The organism is Corynebacterium sp. UD i78, from assembly GCF_056280545.1.
Genome location: NZ_JBWCED010000001.1, coordinates 556,665 through 575,600 on the forward strand (window position 1 = coordinate 556,665; position 18,936 = coordinate 575,600).

Annotated in this window: 12 protein-coding genes and 3 rRNA genes; 9 read left to right on the forward strand and 6 right to left on the reverse strand. The window is 64.4% G+C overall.

Features of this window, described 5'->3' with window-relative positions; genetic code table 11:
• The first annotated feature begins 59 nt into the window (after window positions 1-59).
• Both ACZ9GM_RS02650 and ACZ9GM_RS02655 read left to right on the forward strand, forming a co-directional pair.
• Window positions 60-917, forward strand: a complete 858-nt coding sequence (locus ACZ9GM_RS02650) for a MetQ/NlpA family ABC transporter substrate-binding protein (RefSeq protein ID WP_476037240.1) — start codon at window positions 60-62, stop codon at window positions 915-917.
• Window positions 914-2,284, forward strand: a complete 1,371-nt coding sequence (locus tag ACZ9GM_RS02655; RefSeq protein WP_476037241.1) for a M20/M25/M40 family metallo-hydrolase — start codon at window positions 914-916, stop codon at window positions 2,282-2,284. The genes ACZ9GM_RS02650 and ACZ9GM_RS02655 overlap by 4 nt, the downstream gene beginning before the upstream one ends.
• A gap of 87 nt (window positions 2,285-2,371) precedes the next feature.
• On the opposite strand, the gene ACZ9GM_RS02660 is transcribed toward ACZ9GM_RS02655, so the two are convergent.
• A complete protein-coding gene (locus tag ACZ9GM_RS02660) occupies window positions 2,372-3,235 on the reverse strand; it encodes a sulfurtransferase (RefSeq protein ID WP_476037242.1) in 864 nt (287 codons plus the stop codon).
• 83 nt (window positions 3,236-3,318) lie between these two features.
• Between ACZ9GM_RS02660 and ACZ9GM_RS02665 the strand changes: the two genes are divergently transcribed.
• The 4 genes from ACZ9GM_RS02665 to ACZ9GM_RS02680 all read left to right on the forward strand — a co-directional run bounded on the left by ACZ9GM_RS02665 (window position 3,319) and on the right by ACZ9GM_RS02680 (window position 7,548).
• Entirely contained in the window at window positions 3,319-4,077 is a 759-nt protein-coding gene (locus tag ACZ9GM_RS02665; protein WP_476037243.1) for a DUF1684 domain-containing protein, read from the forward strand.
• Window positions 4,078-4,096: 19 nt separating this feature from the next.
• Window positions 4,097-5,083, forward strand: coding sequence for a nucleoside hydrolase (locus ACZ9GM_RS02670; RefSeq protein WP_291473675.1), 987 nt, complete (start codon window positions 4,097-4,099; stop codon window positions 5,081-5,083).
• 144 nt (window positions 5,084-5,227) lie between these two features.
• Complete coding sequence (locus tag ACZ9GM_RS02675) at window positions 5,228-6,319, forward strand: 2,3-butanediol dehydrogenase (RefSeq protein WP_073884765.1); 1,092 nt, start codon at window positions 5,228-5,230, stop codon at window positions 6,317-6,319.
• A gap of 32 nt (window positions 6,320-6,351) precedes the next feature.
• Window positions 6,352-7,548 carry a benzoate/H(+) symporter BenE family transporter gene (locus tag ACZ9GM_RS02680; RefSeq protein ID WP_291473676.1) on the forward strand — a complete coding sequence of 399 codons (1,197 nt, stop codon included), beginning with the start codon at window positions 6,352-6,354 and terminating at the stop codon, window positions 7,546-7,548.
• Here ACZ9GM_RS02680 and ACZ9GM_RS02685 read toward each other — a convergent pair.
• The 3 genes from ACZ9GM_RS02685 to ACZ9GM_RS02695 are packed head-to-tail and all read right to left on the reverse strand — an operon-like array spanning window position 7,520 to window position 11,223.
• Complete coding sequence (locus ACZ9GM_RS02685; protein WP_291473677.1) at window positions 7,520-9,166, reverse strand: ABC-ATPase domain-containing protein; 1,647 nt, start codon at window positions 9,164-9,166, stop codon at window positions 7,520-7,522. The genes ACZ9GM_RS02680 and ACZ9GM_RS02685 overlap by 29 nt on opposite strands.
• 11 nt (window positions 9,167-9,177) lie before the next feature.
• On the reverse strand, window positions 9,178-10,263 hold the full coding sequence (locus ACZ9GM_RS02690) for an LLM class flavin-dependent oxidoreductase (RefSeq protein ID WP_291473678.1): 1,086 nt from the start codon (window positions 10,261-10,263) through the stop codon (window positions 9,178-9,180).
• 45 nt (window positions 10,264-10,308) lie between these two features.
• Entirely contained in the window at window positions 10,309-11,223 is a 915-nt protein-coding gene (locus ACZ9GM_RS02695; protein WP_367273303.1) for a nitroreductase family protein, read from the reverse strand.
• A 379-nt stretch (window positions 11,224-11,602) separates the two neighbouring features.
• On the opposite strand from ACZ9GM_RS02695, the gene ACZ9GM_RS02700 reads away from it, so the two are divergent.
• From ACZ9GM_RS02700 to rrf, 3 genes are all read left to right on the forward strand, one after another.
• Window positions 11,603-13,118, forward strand: a 16S ribosomal RNA gene (locus tag ACZ9GM_RS02700).
• Between the two features lie 362 nt (window positions 13,119-13,480).
• Window positions 13,481-16,577 (forward strand): 23S ribosomal RNA (locus ACZ9GM_RS02705).
• 116 nt (window positions 16,578-16,693) lie between these two features.
• Window positions 16,694-16,810 (forward strand): 5S ribosomal RNA (gene rrf / locus ACZ9GM_RS02710).
• The 16S, 23S and 5S rRNA genes sit together here, the layout of an rRNA operon.
• A 107-nt stretch (window positions 16,811-16,917) precedes the next feature.
• Here rrf and ACZ9GM_RS02715 read toward each other — a convergent pair.
• Window positions 16,918-17,637, reverse strand: coding sequence for a response regulator (locus ACZ9GM_RS02715; RefSeq protein ID WP_291474973.1), 720 nt, complete (start codon window positions 17,635-17,637; stop codon window positions 16,918-16,920).
• Window positions 17,634-18,887, reverse strand: coding sequence for an ATP-binding protein (locus ACZ9GM_RS02720; RefSeq protein ID WP_291474971.1), 1,254 nt, complete (start codon window positions 18,885-18,887; stop codon window positions 17,634-17,636). Before ACZ9GM_RS02720 ends, ACZ9GM_RS02715 begins: the two co-directional genes overlap by 4 nt.
• Window positions 18,888-18,936: the final 49 nt, after the last annotated feature.

Below are 18,936 nucleotides of genomic sequence, written 5' to 3' on the forward strand. Positions count from 1 at the left end.
CAGACTGCTTGGTCTAGTCTGAGATGACTGACGGCGCTTTCCCATGACAGGAGAATTCCATGCACACTTCCCGCATCATCCGCACCCTCGGCGCGACGACCCTCGTCGCCGGCCTGGCTTTCGGTCTCTCGGCCTGCGCCGACGACGGTGACGGCGGCGACGAACAGACCATCCGCGTCGCCGCGTCCCCCGGGCCCTACACCGACCTCTTCCGTGACGGGGTCGCCCCGATCCTCGAGGACGAGGGCTACACCGTGGAGTTCAAGGACTACACCGAACTGCAGCAGGCGAATATCGCCCTGCAGGAGGGCAGCGCGGACCTCAACGTCGACCAGCACACCGCCTACATGGAGGCGTTCAACCGGGATTCCGGGGCTGACCTGGCGTCCCTCACGGAGATCCCCACCGTGCCGGCCGGGCTGTTCTCCTCGAAGCACACCGGTCTGGATGACGTGAAGGACGGTCAGACCGTCTCCATCCCGGACGATTCCTCCAACACCTCCCGCGCCTACCGCATCCTCGTGCAGGCCGGCTGGCTGACGCTGAAGCCCGGCACCGACGACACGCAGATCACCGGACAGGACATCGCCGAGAACCCGCACAACCTCAAGATCAACACGGTGGATTCGTCGATCATCCCGCGTGCCCTCGACGACGTCGACTGGGCGGTCATCCCCGGTTCCCGTTCCTATGCCGCCGGCACCGACCCGAAGCTGCAGGTCCTGCAGGAGGAACTGCTGCCGGAGCTCGTGCTTGTCGCCGTCACCCAGTCCGACCAGGTCGACTCCGGCTGGGCGCAGGCCGTGATCGACGCCTACCACTCCGACGAGTTCGCCGACTTCCTCGCCGAGGAGAACAAGGACGGCTACTGGTTCGTGCCGGAGGCCGACGATGCTGAAGAGCAGGACGCCGCGTGACCCTCTTCGACGATTCCGTGACCCTGCTGCAGACCCTGGTCCGCAACGCCTGCGTCAACGACCTCACGCCGGATTCGGGCCAGGAGGTGCGCAACGCCGACAGCCTGGAGGAGTTCTTCGCCGCGGAGATCGCCGCAGGCCGAGACTCAGGTGCGGTGACCGTGCAGCGGCTCGAGCCACGCCCCGGTCGCACCAGCATCATCGTCACTGTGCCCGGCTCCGACCCGTCCGCGGAGCCGCTGACCTTCCTCGGGCACACCGACGTCGTCCCGGTGGACGCCGCCCAGTGGACCCGCGACCCCTTCGGTGCCGAGATCGAGGGGTCCGGTGAGGACGCCCGGATCTACGGTCGCGGCACGATCGACATGCTCGGTCTCACCGCTCCGATGGCCGTGGTGACCCGTGAGGTCGCCCGCGAGGCGCTGGCCGGGCGTCCTCCCCGCGGGACGCTGACCTTCGTCGGTGTCGCCGATGAGGAGGCCCGCGGTGGATTCGGCGCGAAGTGGCTCTCCACCGAGCACCCGGAGGTGCTCGACTGGCGCAACTGCATCTCCGAGACCGGTGGCTCGCACCTGCCCGTCGCCGACGGGTCGGACGCCGTGATCGTCACCGTAGGGGAGAAGGGTGCGGCACAGCGTCGCCTGTACGTCACCGGCGAGCCCGGCCACGGATCCCAGCCGTGGGGCCGCGATCTCACCGTCGCCCGGATCGCCGAGGTCGCCCGCCGCATCGCCGTGATCACCCCGGCGGTGTCGCAGGATCCGCTGTGGTCAGGGTTCGTCAATTCCTTCCGGTTCTCCCCGGAGATCCAGGACGCGCTGGTCACCGCCCCGGTGGAGGACGACTACCTCGCCTTCGCCGACCTGGCCCGCTACGCCCACGCGGTCTCCCACCTCACGGTCTCGCCCACGGTGCTCTCTGCGGGCAAGGCGATCAATGTGCTGCCGAGTTCGGCGTACCTGGAGCTGGACATCCGTACGCTGCCGGGGCAGACCGACGACGACGTGGACGCCGAGCTGCGCCGTGCGCTGGGAGACCTCGCCGACGAGGTCGGGTTCGAGCGGCTGATCTGCGAGCCTGCCGAGGTCAGTGCGGTGGACACCCCGCTGTACAGCGCGATCACGGAGACGATCGGGGAGTTCTTCCCGGACGCCGCAGTCGTCCCGGTGCTCTCGGCCGGTGGAACGGACCTGCGCTTCGCCCGTCGACTCGGGGGAGTGGGCTACGGATTCGCACTGAACGCCCGTGAGCGGTCGCTGGCGGACATCAACGCCGAACTGCACAGCCATGACGAGCACCTCTACCTCGAGGACCTGCGGTTGACGGTTGAGGCCTACCGGTCGCTGGTCGCGCGGTTCGTGGGGTAGGTGTCCACCCGTTTCCTCGGGAGTTTGCGCCGACACATCACCAACTCTGTGCCACAGATGGGGCGAAAAGTCGGCGCAAACTCGCGGTCAGTCCATCCCGGTGTGACTAGCGGACCTGTCCACGAGGTCCTGCGACCACTGGGACCAGGAACCGGGGAACAGCGCCAGGTTGATGCCGACAGAGTCCGCTGCGGCGACGAGGACCGCGGCCGAGACCCCGGAGCCGCCGTAGGCCCCGGAGACCGGGTCACCGTCACCTTCCGCAACACCCACACCGGCGAAGACCTCGCGTAACTGATCCGCCGGCAGGAACCGGCCCTCCTCGTCGAGTACCGCGGTCGAGGGGAGGTTCGCAGCACCGGGGATGTGCCCGGCCACCGGGTCGATCGGCTCGGTCTCCCCGCGGTATCGCTCCGGTGCCCGGGCGTCGAGCAGGACGCCGAGTCCCCCGGTGTGTGCGGCCTGTTCCTCGGTCAGTACGCGACGGGCGCCGTCGTACAGGTCATCACGGGTGACGGTGACATCACCCGGGGTCGGCGTCCTCCCCGTACCTGTCTCGCTCTCGCCGCCGTCGGCCTGCCAGGCGGCCCACCCGCCGTCGAGGACCCGTACATCACTCACTCCTGCGGCGGTGAGTGTCCACCAGGCACGCGAGGACCCGGCGGCCTGGGCGTCGTCGTAGACCACGACCGTGTCGCCGTCACAGACGCCGAGGCTGCGCAGCGACTCCTGCAGTGCAGAACCGGTCGGCAGGGGGTGGCGTCCCAGCCCGGTGCGGGAATGGTCGCTGAGCTGGGAGTCCAGGTCAACGTACTGCGCGCCGGGGATGTGACCGGCGGCGAAGGCGTCCTGTCCGTCGGGGTGGGCGAGCGCCCACCGGACATCGAGGACGCGGACCGGCGCCTCGGTGGTGAGCAGGTCGCGCAGGGCAGTGGCGGTAATGAGAGTCATGTTCTCCTGTGTACCGCAGTTCCGACGGGCTCACGGTGAACGCATCACTGGCGTCCCGTGCACGACCGGGGCAGGGTAGGGCCATGACACACCCAGATACCGCAGCAGGCACAACCACGCTCACCGACATCAGGCCTCTCACCGCCGACCAGCAGGAATTCGCGGCGCTCACCGGCACCCACTGGATCCGGGTGTCCTCCCCGTCAGACGCCGTCACCGTCCCCGGAGCCCCCGGAACCTGGTACACCGCTGACGGTGCTGTCATCGGGACCGGGCTCCCGGACAACCCGCAGGGACAGGTCCGGCTTGCCCCCGGTGACCGCATCGTCGACGGTGGGCGCGTCCTCGCTGGACATGCCCGCGCCGGGGTCGCTGCGTTGCGCACCTTCGACCGCGACTCGGACGGCGCCTGTTCCGTGACCGGGGTCGAGGTCTTCGGGCAGGATGACGCCTGGGTCGTCGATGCGGAGTTCACCGCGGACCCGCAGACAGTCACCGTCATCAGCGCTGACGGCGTGGAGGGGCCCGGAGAGGTCGTCGGCTGGTTGAGCTTCTCCGTTCCCGGTGACGCGCCGGGGGAGTCACACCGCCTGCAGGTCACGGACCAGAACGGTGACTACTTCGTCTCCTTCGGGGACGCCGGGGCGCAGGCCGGCACCCATCCCTTCCGATTCCTCAACGTGCCCGCCGCAGACCCGGACGGCCACACCACCATCGACTTCAATGCCGCCCGGCTGCCGGCTTTCGCCTTCTCCGACGCGTACCTGTGCCCGTTGCCGTCGGCGGTGAACGTTCTCGATGTCGCCGTCCCGGCCGGGGAGAAGCGGGTGGTCAGGAGGTGAGGTCAGTAGACTCCCGGGAATGACCGAGACTCTCCACCCCGTCTACCTCGACTGCGACACCGGTATCGACGACGCCCTCGCCCTCGGGCACCTGCTGGCGTCCCCGAACGCGGAGCTCGTCGGCGTCGGCACCGTCCACGGCAACATCGACGCCGCCGGTGCCGCCGAGAACACGCTGCGCCTGCTGACCCTGGCCGGACGTTCCGGCGACAACGCCGTCCCCGTCGCGGTCGGAGCGGGGAAACCGCTGGTGGGGGAGTTCTCCGGCGGGGCGGTCGCGGTGCACGGCGACGACGGCATCGGTGGCGTCCGCGCATCCCTGCCGGAAGTGGACGCCGCCCCGGACACTGAGGACACAGAGGACGCCATGGACCTCCTGGTCCGGCTGTCCCATGAGTACGCCGGCGAACTGCAGATCCTCGCCATCGGCCCGCTGACCAACCTGGCCCACGCGCTTGTCCGGGATCCGACGCTGGTCGACCGCATCGCCGGGGTGACCGTCATGGGTGGAGCGGCCCTGGTGCCGGGCAATGCCCGGCCCGCCGCAGAGGCGAATATCTGGCACGATCCGGAGGCCGCGCAGGCCACGGTCGCGGCGTCCTGGCCCGTGACCCTGGTGCCGCTGGACACGACGATGGAGCACACCCTCGACGAGACGTACCGGCGACGCCTCGCCGGGGCCGCCTCCCCGTATGCCCGGGCCTGCGGGGAAATGCTCGACGTGTACCTCAATTTCTACGAGACCGTGGTTCTCGGGCGCCGCGCCGCCGCCCTGCACGACCCGCTCGCCGCGGCGATCATGCTCGGCGAGGTGGAGCTGCTGGATGCCCCGCGGGTCCATGTCGAAGTCGACTGTACCGACGGTCCCTCGCGTGGCAGTACCGTCTGTGATCTGCGCAGTCAGCGCAAGGCGCCGGGGGATGTGCCCGGGGCGACCGTGCGCGTCGTGCTGGAGACCGCGCCGGGCTACGTGGATCTGCTCACCGAACTGCTGGAGAGTCTCTGACGCAACCCCCGGGGGGAGGTTTTGTGAGGGTCTACTTTCTCACAGTGCCTCTGTGACCGGGGAGGCCTACGATCGGTAAGTGTCAGCGGGAGGTTGGACCACAGTCCGCCCCGCGCGAAAAACACCGAGAACAGGGAGAACCCCATGAAGGCAGCACGCTACTACGGCAACCACGACATCCGCATCGAGGACATCGACCAGCAGACCCTGGAGCCCGGCACCGTCCGCATCGACGTCGCCTGGTGCGGCATCTGCGGTACCGACCTGCACGAGTACCTCGACGGCCCGATCTTCTGCCCGACCTGCGAGACCCCGCACCCGATCTCCGGGGAGACCGCCCCGGTCACTCTCGGCCACGAGTTCTCCGGCGTCATCTCCGAGGTCGGCGAGGGCGTCACCGACCTCAGTGTCGGCGACCACGTCGTCGTCGAGCCCTACATCATCCGCGATGACGTGGACACCTCCACCGACAACGACACCTACCATCTCTCCGAGGACATGAACTTCATCGGACTGGCAGGACGCGGTGGCGGACTCTCGGAGAACATCGTCGTGCGCCGTCGCTGGGTGCACAGGATCGACAACTCCCTCCCGCTCGACGAGGCCGCACTCATCGAGCCGCTGTCCGTCGGCTACCACGCCGTGAAGCGCTCCGGCATCACCGAGGAGAACGGCGCCGGCAAGGTCGCGCTGATCGGTGGCGCCGGTCCGATCGGCCTGCTCACCGCCGCCGTCCTGAACGCCATGGGCGTCACCGTCGTCATGTCCGAGTTGTCCCCGCTGCGCCGCCAGAAGGCCCTGGACTCCGGCGTCGCCGCCCACGCCTTCAGCCCCGCCGAGACCGATATCGTCGACGAGGTCAACAAGCTCACCGACGGCAAGGGTGCCGACGTCGCCTTCGAGTGCACCTCCGTCCAGGTCGTCCTCGACACGCTGATGGACGCGGTGCGCCCCACCGGTGTCATCGTCGTGGTCTCCATCTGGGGCCACAAGTCCGACTTCAACATGCACAAGCTCGTCATGAAGGAGATCGACCTGCGCGGCACCATCGGCTACGTCAACTCCCACCCGGACACCATCAAGCTGGTCGAATCCGGGAAGATCGACCTCAAGCCGTTCATCACCGGCAAGATCGGCCTCGACGGCCTGGTCGACGAGGGCTTCGACACCCTCATCAACCGCAACGAGACCGCCGTGAAGATCCTCGTCTCCCCTTCCGGTGAGGGGCTGGAGTAAGCACCCACCACGCGGAGTATCATGCGGGACCTGTGACATCTACTGGTCCCGCTCCCGCGTCATTGTCTGCGTCGGCAGGCATCATCACCGCACTGGTCGGTTTCACCGGTTCCTTTGTCGTCATCCTCACCGGTCTCCACGCCGTCGGTGCCACCGACGGACAGGCAGCCAGTGGCCTGCTGGGCCTGTGCCTCGTCGTCGGGGCGTCCACCCTGTGGCTCGCGCTGCGGCACCGTGTCCCGGTGACGACGGCCTGGTCCACCCCGGGCGGCGCAGTGCTCGGCACCGCCGGGGCGTCCGCCGAAGGGTTCGGGGACGCCGTCGGCGCGTTCATCGTCTGCGCCCTGCTGCTCGTGCTGTCCGGGCTGTGGCCCGCGCTCGGCAGGCTGGCGTCCTCCATTCCCACCCCGGTCGCCCAGGCGATGCTCGCCGGGGTGCTGCTACCGCTGTGCATGAAGGCGGTGACGGGGCTGGAGGATTCGCCGGGCGCGGTGATCCCCGTGCTTGTCGTGTGGCTGGTCGGCACCGTCCTCATCCCGCGATGGGCGGTGCCGCTGACCTTCCTCACCGCCGGCGTGGTCATCGCGGTCCACCTGCTCATCGATGACACCGCCTCCCTCGACACGTCCGCGATGGCCCCGCACCTGGAGTTCACCGCACCGACGTTCAGCCCCGGGGCGGTCGTCGGTATCGCGCTGCCACTGTACGTGGTGACCATGGCCTCGCAGAACCTTCCCGGCGTCGCGGTACTGAAGACCTTCGGCTACGAGACCCCGTGGAAGGACGCCCTGGTCACCACCGGTGTCGGTAGTCTGCTCGTCGCACCGGCCGGTGGTAGCGCGATCAACCTCGCGGCGATCTCCGCAGCCCTCTCCGCCGACCCGGCGACCGGGGTGGCCAAGGAGCTGCGCTGGCGCAATGCGGTGTGGAGCGGGTCGACCTACCTGGTGCTCGCGGTGTCCGCCGCGGCGATCGTGGCCCTGGCGGCGTCCGCCCCGGTCGGGCTGCTCGCCGCTGTCGCCGGTGTGGCGTTGCTGGGCGCTTTCGGTGGTGCGGTGCAGGGGGCGTGGTCGGACGAATCGCTGCGACTGCCCGCGATCATGACCTTTCTCGTCGCCGCCTCAGGCACGACGTTCTTCGGGATCGGGGCAGCGTTCTGGGCACTGGTCGCCGGCGTGGGAGTCGCCGGAGTGCAGCGGTTCAGCGCAGCCGGTTCACGGCGGCGGTGATCTCCTGGACCCTCGGCAGCGCCAGACTGCCGGTGGCCCGGGGAAGGATCTCCCAGCCCTCGTCGCGGATCCGGTCGCGCAGGGTCCGGGCCTTGTCGGCCAGCGTGCCGGGGGTCTTGTCGAGCAGGGGGAGCAGTGCGGCGATCGTGCGGGTCTGTGAGGTGTCGATGAGCTGGACGCAGGCTGACAGATCGATCTCGCCGTCGCCGTGCCTGATCGTGTCCCGCTCCTTCGCCTGCGGTGGCTTCCTGGTCTTGCCTACCCGGGGCGTGCGGTCTCCGGGCATCGGGAAGGAAGCGCTCTCCGCCACCGGTTCCGCCAGGTCACGGGCCTGTGTGGTGACATCTACCGGGTGGTAGGCGTCCAGCATGATGACCGTGTCCGCGACGTCGAGGAAAGCCCCGGACCCGCCGGTGACAAGCACCGTCGACACCCCGTGGTCGTGGTGGAGCGCCCGGACACGGTCCACCAGCGGAGTGATCGGCTCCTTGTCCGCGGGAACGAGGACGCGCATCCGGGCGTCGCGGACCAGGAAGTTCGTCGCCGAGGTGTCTTCGTCGATGAGCAGGCAGGACGCCCCGGCCTCGCACGCCTCGACCAGTCCAGCTGCCTGGGATGTCGAGCCGGAGGCGTTGGTGGTGGAGAAGCGGGTGGTGTCCGTGGCTTCCGTCTGCCCGGGCAGATCGTGGAGGAAGGCGGAGATGTCGACGTCGCGCACCGCCCGTCCGTCCTCGGCGCGCAGGGTGACGGCGTCGTCGACGGTGACACAGTGTTCGCGGCCGTCACCGGGAACGTGGTCGTAGACACCTCGTTCCAGGGCCTTGAGCACCGTGGATTTGCCGTGGTAGCCACCACCGACGATGAGGGTCACACCGGTGGGGATGCCGAGTCCGGTGATACTCCGACCCGACGGCAGGTCGATGGTCGTGCGCAGACTCGCCGGGGAGGTGAAGGGCACGGCGTCCTTCAGCGGATGCTGCGAGTCTCCGGAGATACGGGGCAGGACCGCGCCGTCGGCGAGGAAGCCGATGAGATTCCGGTCGGGGAGTACACTCCGGAGAAACTGCTGTTCACGCCAGATGTCGACGTTGCTGCGCAGGGGTTCGATCAGTTCCTCGGTGAGATCGAGCAGGGCGTCCCCGAGGACGTCCGGCAGGATACCGCAGAGCAGGTCAACCGCGGCACGACCGTTGATCCGGCGGCCGTGGGCCGGCAGGGCGGCCTGCAGGCGGATGCGGAGGATGTCGCCGTTCTGCACCGTGACAGCACTGCGGTCGAGGACCTCCTGGCCGGGGACGTCGATGCGCAGGTGACCGGCTGACTTGCCGCCGCGGGGATTACGCCGGTCGATGGCTTCCACCAGGCGTCGCAGGAGATGGTCGCGCACCGGGACAGGGTCAGCGAGAAGGTCCTCGGGGATGCCGGTGTAGCGCAGCGGAAGGTCGACACGCAGTGCCGACGGTGGGGCATAGGGATCAGCCTGGACGTGCTCGAGGGTGAGCTCCAGGTCATCCCGGGGATCACCGACCGGGAAGCGGCGGCCGGTGAGTTTCCGGTAGCTGCCGTACCCGGAACCGTCGAGGCCGGTGAGGACGCGGTCGAGTGGCTGTCCAGTCATGTATGCCGAGCCTACGCGGCAGGGATCCACCCGAGCTTCGGGGCGAGTCCACCGGCGATGTCGGTGAGGATCTGGGTGTAGTCGTCCGCCTCGAAGTCGAAGGGGAGAGCGAAAGCGACCTCTTCGACGGCGCGGAAGGCGGCCAGCTCGATGAGCTGCTCGGCGATCTCGTCGGAGCTGCCGATGAGGTCGGGGGCGGTGATCATCTTCTTCGGGCCGAACTGCCGGATGCGGCCGACGCCGACCGTTGCCCGGTGGTCGACATAGGCCTGGTAGCGGGCCTTCTGCTCGGCGGTGGCGTGGTCGGTGGGGATGACGACGAGGCCCTGGGAGATCCGCGGTGTCCCGCCGAGTACGTCGGAGTAGTGCTCGCGGTAGAGGTCGATCTGGTCGCGCTGGTTGACGTCGAAGTTGTCGCTGACCTCGGCGGAGATGACACTCGAGGTGAGGAAGTTGAGACCGTTCTCCGCGGTCCACTGTGTCGAGGAGCGCGAGCCGGAGCCGTACCAGAGGCGGTTGACCAGCCCCGGGGCGTGCGGCTGGACGACGTCCGAGAACTCTTCCGCGTTCTTCAGGGTCGGGAAATTACCGACGTGGTCGCCGCGGACGTTCTCGACGAGTCGGGAGACACGACGCTTGGAGAAGTCCTCGGTCTCGGCGGTGTCCGGGTAGAGGGCGTCCTTCCACCCGTCGAAGCGCATCGGGGTGCCGACGGAGACACCGGGGTTGAGGCGACCGCCGGTGAGCAGGTCGACGGTGGCCATGTCCTCGGCCAGTCGCAGCGGGTTCTCGGGGCCGAGCGGGGTGACGGCGGTGCCGAGGCTGATACGGCTGGTGCGCTGGGACGCGGCGGCGATGACGGTCATCGGTGAGGTGATGCCGTACTGCATGTGGCGGTTGCGCAGCCAGGCGCTGTCGAAACCGAGGTCCTCGCCGAGGCTGATCATGTCGAGGGTGGCGTTGATGCCGGTGACCGGGTCGGCGGGATCGAAGGTGCCGATGGTGAGGAAGCCGAGCTTCTTCAGCGGCAGGTTCGGGTCACTGTCCACGGTGAGAGAGGTGATGTGGGTGGTGTCCGGCCAGTCTGTGGTGTTCATGAAGGTGACTCTACGCCAATATAGTTGACATGTCATCTTTACCATTCAGCTGAGGTGGAACCCGGCTCTGACCAGGATGTCCCGGAGGAAGCGCCGTTTCGACTTTTCGGTCGCCTTCGCGCTCAACCGGTTGAGGAGCTGGTCGGACCACCGAGGGTGCGCGCCGTAACGGGAGTAGTAGGACGCCAGGGCACCGTTGTAGTACTCGAGCAGCTCCGTGGTGGCGGCGGGATCATCGTCGGGGTTCCGGTAGCGGTCCTCGTGGAGGAAAAGCTCCATCGGAAGCCGGGGCTTGATGCCGGCGTTCTCCGCCGGGTCCGCGTATCCGAGCTCGAGGGCGAGGAACGGGACCACGGTCTCCGGAATACCGAGAGCGTCGCGGACCTCGTCGATGTCATTGCGCAGGGAACCGAGGAAGACGGTGCCGAGCCCGAGGGACGCCGCGGCGAGGGCCGCATTCTGCGAGGCGATACCGATGTCGGCCGCGGCCATCATCGGCTCGTCCATGTAGTGCAGCGCGCCGAGATCGGTGGCGGGACGACCGGTCACACCGTGGCCGGCATCGATGGGCGGGGGAGTGCCCTCGGTGGTTGCATCCTGGTTCTCCTTGTCCGCGAGGAAACGGGCAAGGGAGAAGTCGATGAGCCAGACGAGAGTGACAGGTGCATCGACGATGTGCCTGGACATCTGCCGACCGACGGCGGCGAGACGCTCCTTGGTGCTCTGATCCCGCACCGCGATCACCGAGACGATCTGCTTGTTGGATGAACTTGGCGCGGACTGCGCGGCGGCGAGGATGGTGCGCAGCGTGGCATCGTCGACGTCGCGGGGTAACCACTGCCGGACAGAGCGGTGACTGACCATGCGATCAAGGGTGCTGTTCCAGGACGGGGGAGTGAAGGACGCCGCGTGCCCGTAGCGTTGGGCGAGAAGAGCCTGGATGTCTGTGCTGTCGGTCATGGTGACCATGGTGCCACAGGTGCTCTGACCTGGCGGTTTGTGGCGGCGCGGTGAGGTGTGTAGATTAATCCGGGTCGCCGAGAGCGACCGGGGGAACAAACCTGGTCAGCACCGGTGTGCGGATGTTGTTTGAGAACTCAATAGCGTGATGAATCAAGTTTTTGTCGCATGGTCGGCAGATGATGACTTGGGTTGGTGCCGGCACGTGGGTGACTGCGTGTTAAATACTGAATCTCAGGTCTGTTCTGTCGGTTGTTGTGACCGGCGCATGGTTTCCCGGTCCCCCGACCGGGAGCATGCGTGGATATTCATTTTTTGGATGTCAGCAGTTCAGTATATTTATTTTTGCCAGTGATGGCTCTTTATGGGGTTTATTGCTTTTATGGAGAGTTTGATCCTGGCTCAGGACGAACGCTGGCGGCGTGCTTAACACATGCAAGTCGAACGGAAAGGCCCTGCTTGCAGGGTACTCGAGTGGCGAACGGGTGAGTAACACGTGGGTGATCTGCCCTGCACTTCGGGATAAGCCTGGGAAACTGGGTCTAATACCGGATAGGACCATCGTTTAGTGTCGGTGGTGGAAAGTTTTTCGGTGCAGGATGAGCTCGCGGCCTATCAGCTTGTTGGTGGGGTAATGGCCTACCAAGGCGTCGACGGGTAGCCGGCCTGAGAGGGTGGACGGCCACATTGGGACTGAGACACGGCCCAGACTCCTACGGGAGGCAGCAGTGGGGAATATTGCACAATGGGCGCAAGCCTGATGCAGCGACGCCGCGTGGGGGATGAAGGCCTTCGGGTTGTAAACTCCTTTCAACCATGACGAAGCGGAAGTGACGGTAGTGGTAGAAGAAGCACCGGCTAACTACGTGCCAGCAGCCGCGGTAATACGTAGGGTGCGAGCGTTGTCCGGAATTACTGGGCGTAAAGAGCTCGTAGGTGGTTTGTCGCGTCGTCTGTGAAATTCCGGGGCTTAACTCCGGGCGTGCAGGCGATACGGGCATAACTTGAGTGCTGTAGGGGAGACTGGAATTCCTGGTGTAGCGGTGAAATGCGCAGATATCAGGAGGAACACCGATGGCGAAGGCAGGTCTCTGGGCAGTAACTGACGCTGAGGAGCGAAAGCATGGGTAGCGAACAGGATTAGATACCCTGGTAGTCCATGCCGTAAACGGTGGGCGCTAGGTGTGGGGGTCTTCCACGACTTCTGTGCCGTAGCTAACGCATTAAGCGCCCCGCCTGGGGAGTACGGCCGCAAGGCTAAAACTCAAAGGAATTGACGGGGGCCCGCACAAGCGGCGGAGCATGTGGATTAATTCGATGCAACGCGAAGAACCTTACCTGGGCTTGACATATGCCGGATCGGCGCAGAGATGCGTTTTCCCTTGTGGTCGGTATACAGGTGGTGCATGGTTGTCGTCAGCTCGTGTCGTGAGATGTTGGGTTAAGTCCCGCAACGAGCGCAACCCTTGTCTTGTGTTGCCAGCACGTTATGGTGGGGACTCGCGAGAGACTGCCGGGGTTAACTCGGAGGAAGGTGGGGATGACGTCAAATCATCATGCCCCTTATGTCCAGGGCTTCACACATGCTACAATGGTCGGTACAGTGGGTTGCTACACCGTGAGGTGGTGCTAATCCCTTAAAGCCGGTCTCAGTTCGGATTGGAGTCTGCAACTCGACTCCATGAAGTCGGAGTCGCTAGTAATCGCAGATCAGCAACGCTGCGGTGAATACGTTCCCGGGCCTTGTACACACCGCCCGTCACGTCATGAAAGTTGGTAACACCCGAAGCCAGTGGCCCAAACTCGTTAGGGAGCTGTCGAAGGTGGGATCGGCGATTGGGACGAAGTCGTAACAAGGTAGCCGTACCGGAAGGTGCGGCTGGATCACCTCCTTTCTAAGGAGCTTTATTTTTTGTGCATTCCGCGTCAATACGGGCGTCGGGTGTTTTTGTTTATCCGGGTGGAGATCAGCCCGTTTGTGGGTCGTTTGTCTGTGATTGTGTGACTGCTTGGTTCGTTGCGTTGTTGGGTGTCTGGAACAGCAGCTGTGTGTTGTTTGTTTCTGTTGGGGTGCTTGTGGCTGGTCGTGCATGGTTGTGTGTGGTTGGTTGTGGGTGCTCCGGGTCCTTTGTGACTGTGTTGTTTGAGAACTGTATAGTGGACGCGAGTATCTTCTTTTTTGATGCAATTTTGTAAGTGTCGTGTGAATACTGATTCTGTGGTTTTTCTGCAGGTTTGTGTTCATCTGATGCGTTCTTAGTGTTGTGCGTTAAGGGCGCACGGTGGATGCCTTGGCATGATGAGCCGATGAAGGACGTGGGAGACTGCGATATGCCTCGGGGAGTTGTCAACTGAGCGTTGATCCGAGGATGTCCGAATGGGGAAACCCGGCCGTGGTTATGTGCGGTCACCTGCCGGTGAATGTATAGCTGGTGTGGAGGTTACGCGGGGAAGTGAAACATCTCAGTACCCGTAGGAAGAGAAAACAATAGTGATTCCGTGAGTAGTGGCGAACGAAAGTGGATGAGTGGCTAAACCGGTCATGTGTGATACCTGTCAGGGGTTGCATGGTCGGGGTTGTGGGGTCTTGTTCGACTGGTCTGACAGTCAGTCGCCCGGTCATGTGTGCTAGCGGAAGTGGTTTGGAATGGCCTGCCGTAGACGGTGAGAGTCCGGTACGTGAAAGCATGTGTGGTTGGGTTACGAGGTGCCCCGAGTAGCAGCGGGCTCGTGGAATCCGCTGTGAATCTGCCGGGACCACCCGGTAAGCCTGAATACTCATTGTGACCGATAGCGGATAGTACCGTGAGGGAATGGTGAAAAGTACCCCGGGAGGGGAGTGAAATAGTACCTGAAACCGTGCGCTTACAATCCGTCAGAGCCGTGCTGCACTGTGTGTGGTGGTGATGGCGTGCCTTTTGAAGAATGAGCCTGCGAGTCAGCGGCACGTCGCGAGGTTAACCCGTGTGGGGTAGTCGTAGCGAAAGCGAATACTAACTAGTGTGTTGAGTGGCGTGTCCTGGACCCGAAGCGGGGTGATCTACCCATGGCCAGTGTGAAGCGACGGTAAGACGTCGTGGAGGCGCGAACCCACTTAGGTTGAAAACTGAGGGGATGAGTTGTGGGTAGGGGTGAAAGGCCAATCAAACTCCGTGATAGCTGGTTCTCCCCGAAATGCATTTAGGTGCAGCGTCGTGTGTTTCTTGCCGGAGGTAGAGCTACTGGTTGGTTTAGCGGGACTATCATCTTAGCGACATCAGCCAAACTCCGAATGCCGGTAAGTGAGAGCGCGGCAGTGAGACTGCGGGGGATAAGCTTCGTAGTCGAGAGGGAAACAGCCCAGATCGCCGGCTAAGGCCCCTAAGGGTGTACTAAGTGGAAAAGGATGTGGGATCGCGAAGACAGCCAGGAGGTTGGCTTAGAAGCAGCCATCCTTGAAAGAGTGCGTAATAGCTCACTGGTCGAGTGGTCCTGCGCCGACAATGTAGTGGGGCTCAAGTACACCGCCGAAGCCGCGGAGCTCGCATTCTGGTTTGGCCAGTGTGTGGGTTGGTAGGGGAGCGTCGTGTGGCCGTTGAAGGTGCGGGGTGACCCAGTGCTGGAGGCTATGCGAGTGAGAATGCAGGCATGAGTAGCGAATGATGAGTGAGAACCTCATCCGCCGGATGACCAAGGGTTCCTGGGTCAAGTTAATCTTCCCAGGGTGAGTCGGGGCCTAAGGCGAGGCCGACAGGCGTAGTCGATGGATAACGGGTTGATATTCCCGTACCCGTGTGTGTGCGATCATGATGAATCGGTGATACTAACCGCCCTGAAGTTTTCTGCCATGGTCTTTGGCTGTGGTGGTTGATGGATGCGTGGGACCTGAGCTGGTAGTAGTCAAGTGATGGGGTGACGCAGGAAGGTAGCCGAGCCACTTAGTGGATTGTGGTGTAAGCGTGTGGCCTGTTGTCCAGGTAAATCCGGGCGACGTGAAAGGTGAGGCGTGATGCGTACCCGTTTGCGGGGATGTCGGTGATCCTATGCTGTCGAGAAAAGCCTCTAGCGAGTGCACATTCGGCCCGTACCCCAAACCGACACAGGTGGTCAGGTAGAGAATACTAAGGCGATCGGGTGAACTGTGGTTAAGGAACTCGGCAAAATGCCCCCGTAACTTCGGGAGAAGGGGGGCCCGTGCTGGTGATAGGGTCTTGCACTCTTGAGCTGGTGTGGGTCGCAGAGAATAGAGGGAAGCGACTGTTTACTAAAAACACAGGTCCGTGCGAAGACGGTAAGTCGATGTATACGGACTGACGCCTGCCCGGTGCTGGAAGGTTAAGAGGACCTGTTAGGACTTTTGTCCGAAGCGGAGAATTTAAGCCCCAGTAAACGGCGGTGGTAACTATAACCATCCTAAGGTAGCGAAATTCCTTGTCGGGTAAGTTCCGACCTGCACGAATGGCGTAACGACTTCCCTGCTGTCTCAACCACAGGCCCGGCGAAATTGCAGTACGAGTAAAGATGCTCGTTACGCGCGGCAGGACGAAAAGACCCCGGGACCTTCACTATAGCTTGGTATTGGTGTTCGGTTCGGTTTGTGTAGGATAGGTGGGAGACTGTGAAGCGGCCACGCCAGTGGTTGTGGAGTCGTTGTTGAAATACCACTCTGATCGTATTGGATATCTGAACCTCGGCCCATGATCTGGGTTAGGGACAGTGCCTGGTGGGTAGTTTAACTGGGGCGGTTGCCTCCCAAAGAGTAACGGAGGCGCCCAAAGGTTCCCTCAGCCTGGTTGGTAATCAGGTGTTGAGTGTAAGTGCACAAGGGAGCTTGACTGTGAGACTGACAGGTCGAGCAGGTACGAAAGTAGGGACTAGTGATCCGGCACCGGCTTGTGGAAGCGGTGTCGCTCAACGGATAAAAGGTACCCCGGGGATAACAGGCTGATCTTCCCCAAGAGTCCATATCGACGGGATGGTTTGGCACCTCGATGTCGGCTCGTCGCATCCTGGGGCTGGAGTTGGTCCCAAGGGTTGGGCTGTTCGCCCATTAAAGCGGCACGCGAGCTGGGTTTAGAACGTCGTGAGACAGTTCGGTCTCTATCCGCCGTGCGCGTTGAAACTTGAGAAAGGCTGACCCTAGTACGAGAGGACCGGGTTGGACATACCTCTGGTGGGCCAGTTGTCACGCCCGTGGCATGGCTGGTTGGCTACGTATGGGAGGGATAACCGCTGAAAGCATCTAAGCGGGAAGCCTGTTTCGAGATGAGGTTTCGTTTGAGGTTCCCTGTAGATTACGGGGTTGATAGGCCGGATCTGGACAGCATGTGAGTGTTGGAGGTGACCGGTACTAATTGGCCGAGCGCTGCATTAAGAGCGTTGTGCTTGATTGTGTTGATTGAAGCGTATGTTGCGTCCACTGTGCAGTGTCTGGAATGGCACGGCATACTGGCCACTGTGGTGGTTGGGTGTGTGTTGTTTCGTGTGTTTTGTCGGTGGTTTTAGCGGTGGGGTCACGCCCGGTCCCTTTCCGAACCCGGAAGCTAAGCCTGCCTGCGCCGATGGTACTGCACCTGGGAGGGTGTGGGAGAGTAGGACGCCGCCGGCATTCATCGTGATATTGAGGAGTGGGAGAACGATCTTCGGATTGTTCTCCCACTCCTCTTTTGTATAGGCGGACAGTTGACGTGACCGGTCGGATGGTCTCTGGCCGTCTCACCCCAGCCGGTTGTCGGAGACCCACCGGGACAGCTGATGACGGTTCGTCTGCTGGGTCTTGCGCAGGACGTGGGAGACATGGGTCTCGACCGTCTTCACCGAGATGAAGAGACGCTCCGCCATCTCCCGGTAGGTGTAGCCACGGGCAAGCAGTCGCATGACCTCCACCTCGCGCGCAGTGAGATCGTCGATCAGCGCAGACTCGGCGTCCTCGACGGGGGAGCCGCTGTCCGGGGGAGCAACGGCAGTGCCGTTGCTGCCGCCCCCGGCACTTCCACCCGCGGCAAAGGCATCGAGTACATAGCCGGCGAGCCTGGGCGAGAAGACGGCGTCCCCGTCGCCGACCCGTCGTACCGCGTCCGCCAGCTCGGCGATGGCGATGCTCTTGGTCACGTACCCCCGGGCCCCACCGCGGATGAGTGCTATCACGTCCACCGGATCGTCGGAGACACTCAACCCCAGGAACCGTGGCCTCTCGGGAGAGTCAGCGAGCAGACTCGTCAGCACCGCCAGCCCACCACCGTCAGGCATGTGTACATCGAGAAGGACCACGTCCGGGTCGGCAGAGCGGATCCCGGCCACAGCGTCGGAGACGGAGCCGGCGTCCCCGACCACGGTGATGTCGGGGACAGCCTCAAGCTCTGCGCGGACTCCCGACCGGACGATCGCATGGTCGTCGACCAGGTAGACGGTGGTCACTGCGTCCCGTGCGGTCACTGGTCCTCCTCCGAAGGAATGTCGAGGCCCAGGGTGACCTCGGTGCCGAAACTACCGGAATCCACGGCGACTCTGCCGCCTACGTCGCGCATCCGACCGATCACGGAGCCCCGCAGTCCGTGCCGGTCCGCCGGGACCGCCTCCGGATCGAAGCCACAGCCACGGTCACGGACGAAGACCTCGACCCGTCCGGCCCCGACTTCGCAGTAGACATTGACCTCGTCACAACCGGAGTGCTTCGCCGCATTGACCATGCACTCCCGTGCGGCCTGCAGCAGCGCCATCAGCGCATCGTCGACCGGGATATCCTCCCCTACGGTCACCGGCCGGATCTGGACGCCGTACACGTCCTCCACCTCCCCCGAGGCGACCCGCAGGCCGCCGAACAGTGTGCCGGTCGAGACGGATTCCCCGGCCCCGAACAGCCATTGCCGCAGCTGCCGTTCCTGGGTGCGCGCGAGTTTCGCGATCTCCGGTTGATCCGACTGCCGCTGGATCACAGTGAGTGTCTGCAGCACCGAGTCGTGGATCCGCGCCGCGATCCGCGCCCGCTCCTCCGTCGCCGCCCGGTCCCGGGCTGCGGCGTCAGCGGTACTCCACAGTTTCAGCCACAGCGGGATGAGCACGATGAGAACACCGACCACCAGGATCACCGCGGCGATGAGGGCCGGGAAGAACGACCCCGACCCAGCACCACCCCAGGTGCGCCACGCCCAGAATCCCAGGCCGGCGGTGATGAGCAGCAGCCCGCCGAGCATGCCCGTCCACTGTGCGGCACCAGGGGAGCGTGCCGCTGTCCGACCGGCGGTGCGCGTAGGTATGGACAGCTGGTCCGGCCCGAAGGTCCGCCACACCATCACTCCGCCACCGAGCACCAGGATGGTGGTCACGCCGACGGTCACCGAGAACCCCACACCCACCACGCACAGCACCAGAGCCAGCGGGACCATCAGCCGGTCGATCGCCCGGGTCGGCCGGGTCACCGCGGCGGCGCGTCCGGCCGACAGCGGATTCGTGGCCTCGGCGACGGTGGGCACCTGCCGCGTGAGGACGCGCAGTGCCACGTAGGCGACCGCACCGATGCCCACGGCGAGGCAGGAGACGACGAAGACGAGGCGCACGGTCGTCGCGGCGACGCCGAGATGCGCACCCAGCCCCGCGCAGACACCGGACAGGACGCGTCCCTCCCGCACCCGGATCAGTTCAGGTGCCGGGGGAGCCTGTCGTTCAGGCACACTGGTGGTGGTCATGGACTCCAGAGTGCCAGCCGAGCACCCGCAGCACATCAGGGACCACCCT

Excerpts from the sequence above, each read along its gene's own strand:
- ACZ9GM_RS02650 (WP_476037240.1), top strand. The coding sequence starts at position 60 with ATGCACACTTCCCGCATCATCCGCACCCTCGGCGCGACGACCCTCGTC.
- ACZ9GM_RS02660 (WP_476037242.1), bottom strand. The coding sequence starts at position 3,235 with ATGACTCTCATTACCGCCACTGCCCTGCGCGACCTGCTCACCACCGAG.
- ACZ9GM_RS02665 (WP_476037243.1), top strand. The coding sequence starts at position 3,319 with ATGACACACCCAGATACCGCAGCAGGCACAACCACGCTCACCGACATC.
- ACZ9GM_RS02670 (WP_291473675.1), top strand. The coding sequence starts at position 4,097 with ATGACCGAGACTCTCCACCCCGTCTACCTCGACTGCGACACCGGTATC.
- ACZ9GM_RS02675 (WP_073884765.1), top strand. The coding sequence starts at position 5,228 with ATGAAGGCAGCACGCTACTACGGCAACCACGACATCCGCATCGAGGAC.
- ACZ9GM_RS02685 (WP_291473677.1), bottom strand. The coding sequence starts at position 9,166 with ATGACTGGACAGCCACTCGACCGCGTCCTCACCGGCCTCGACGGTTCC.
- ACZ9GM_RS02690 (WP_291473678.1), bottom strand. The coding sequence starts at position 10,263 with ATGAACACCACAGACTGGCCGGACACCACCCACATCACCTCTCTCACC.
- ACZ9GM_RS02695 (WP_367273303.1), bottom strand. The coding sequence starts at position 11,223 with ATGACCGACAGCACAGACATCCAGGCTCTTCTCGCCCAACGCTACGGG.
- ACZ9GM_RS02720 (WP_291474971.1), bottom strand. The coding sequence starts at position 18,887 with ATGACCACCACCAGTGTGCCTGAACGACAGGCTCCCCCGGCACCTGAA.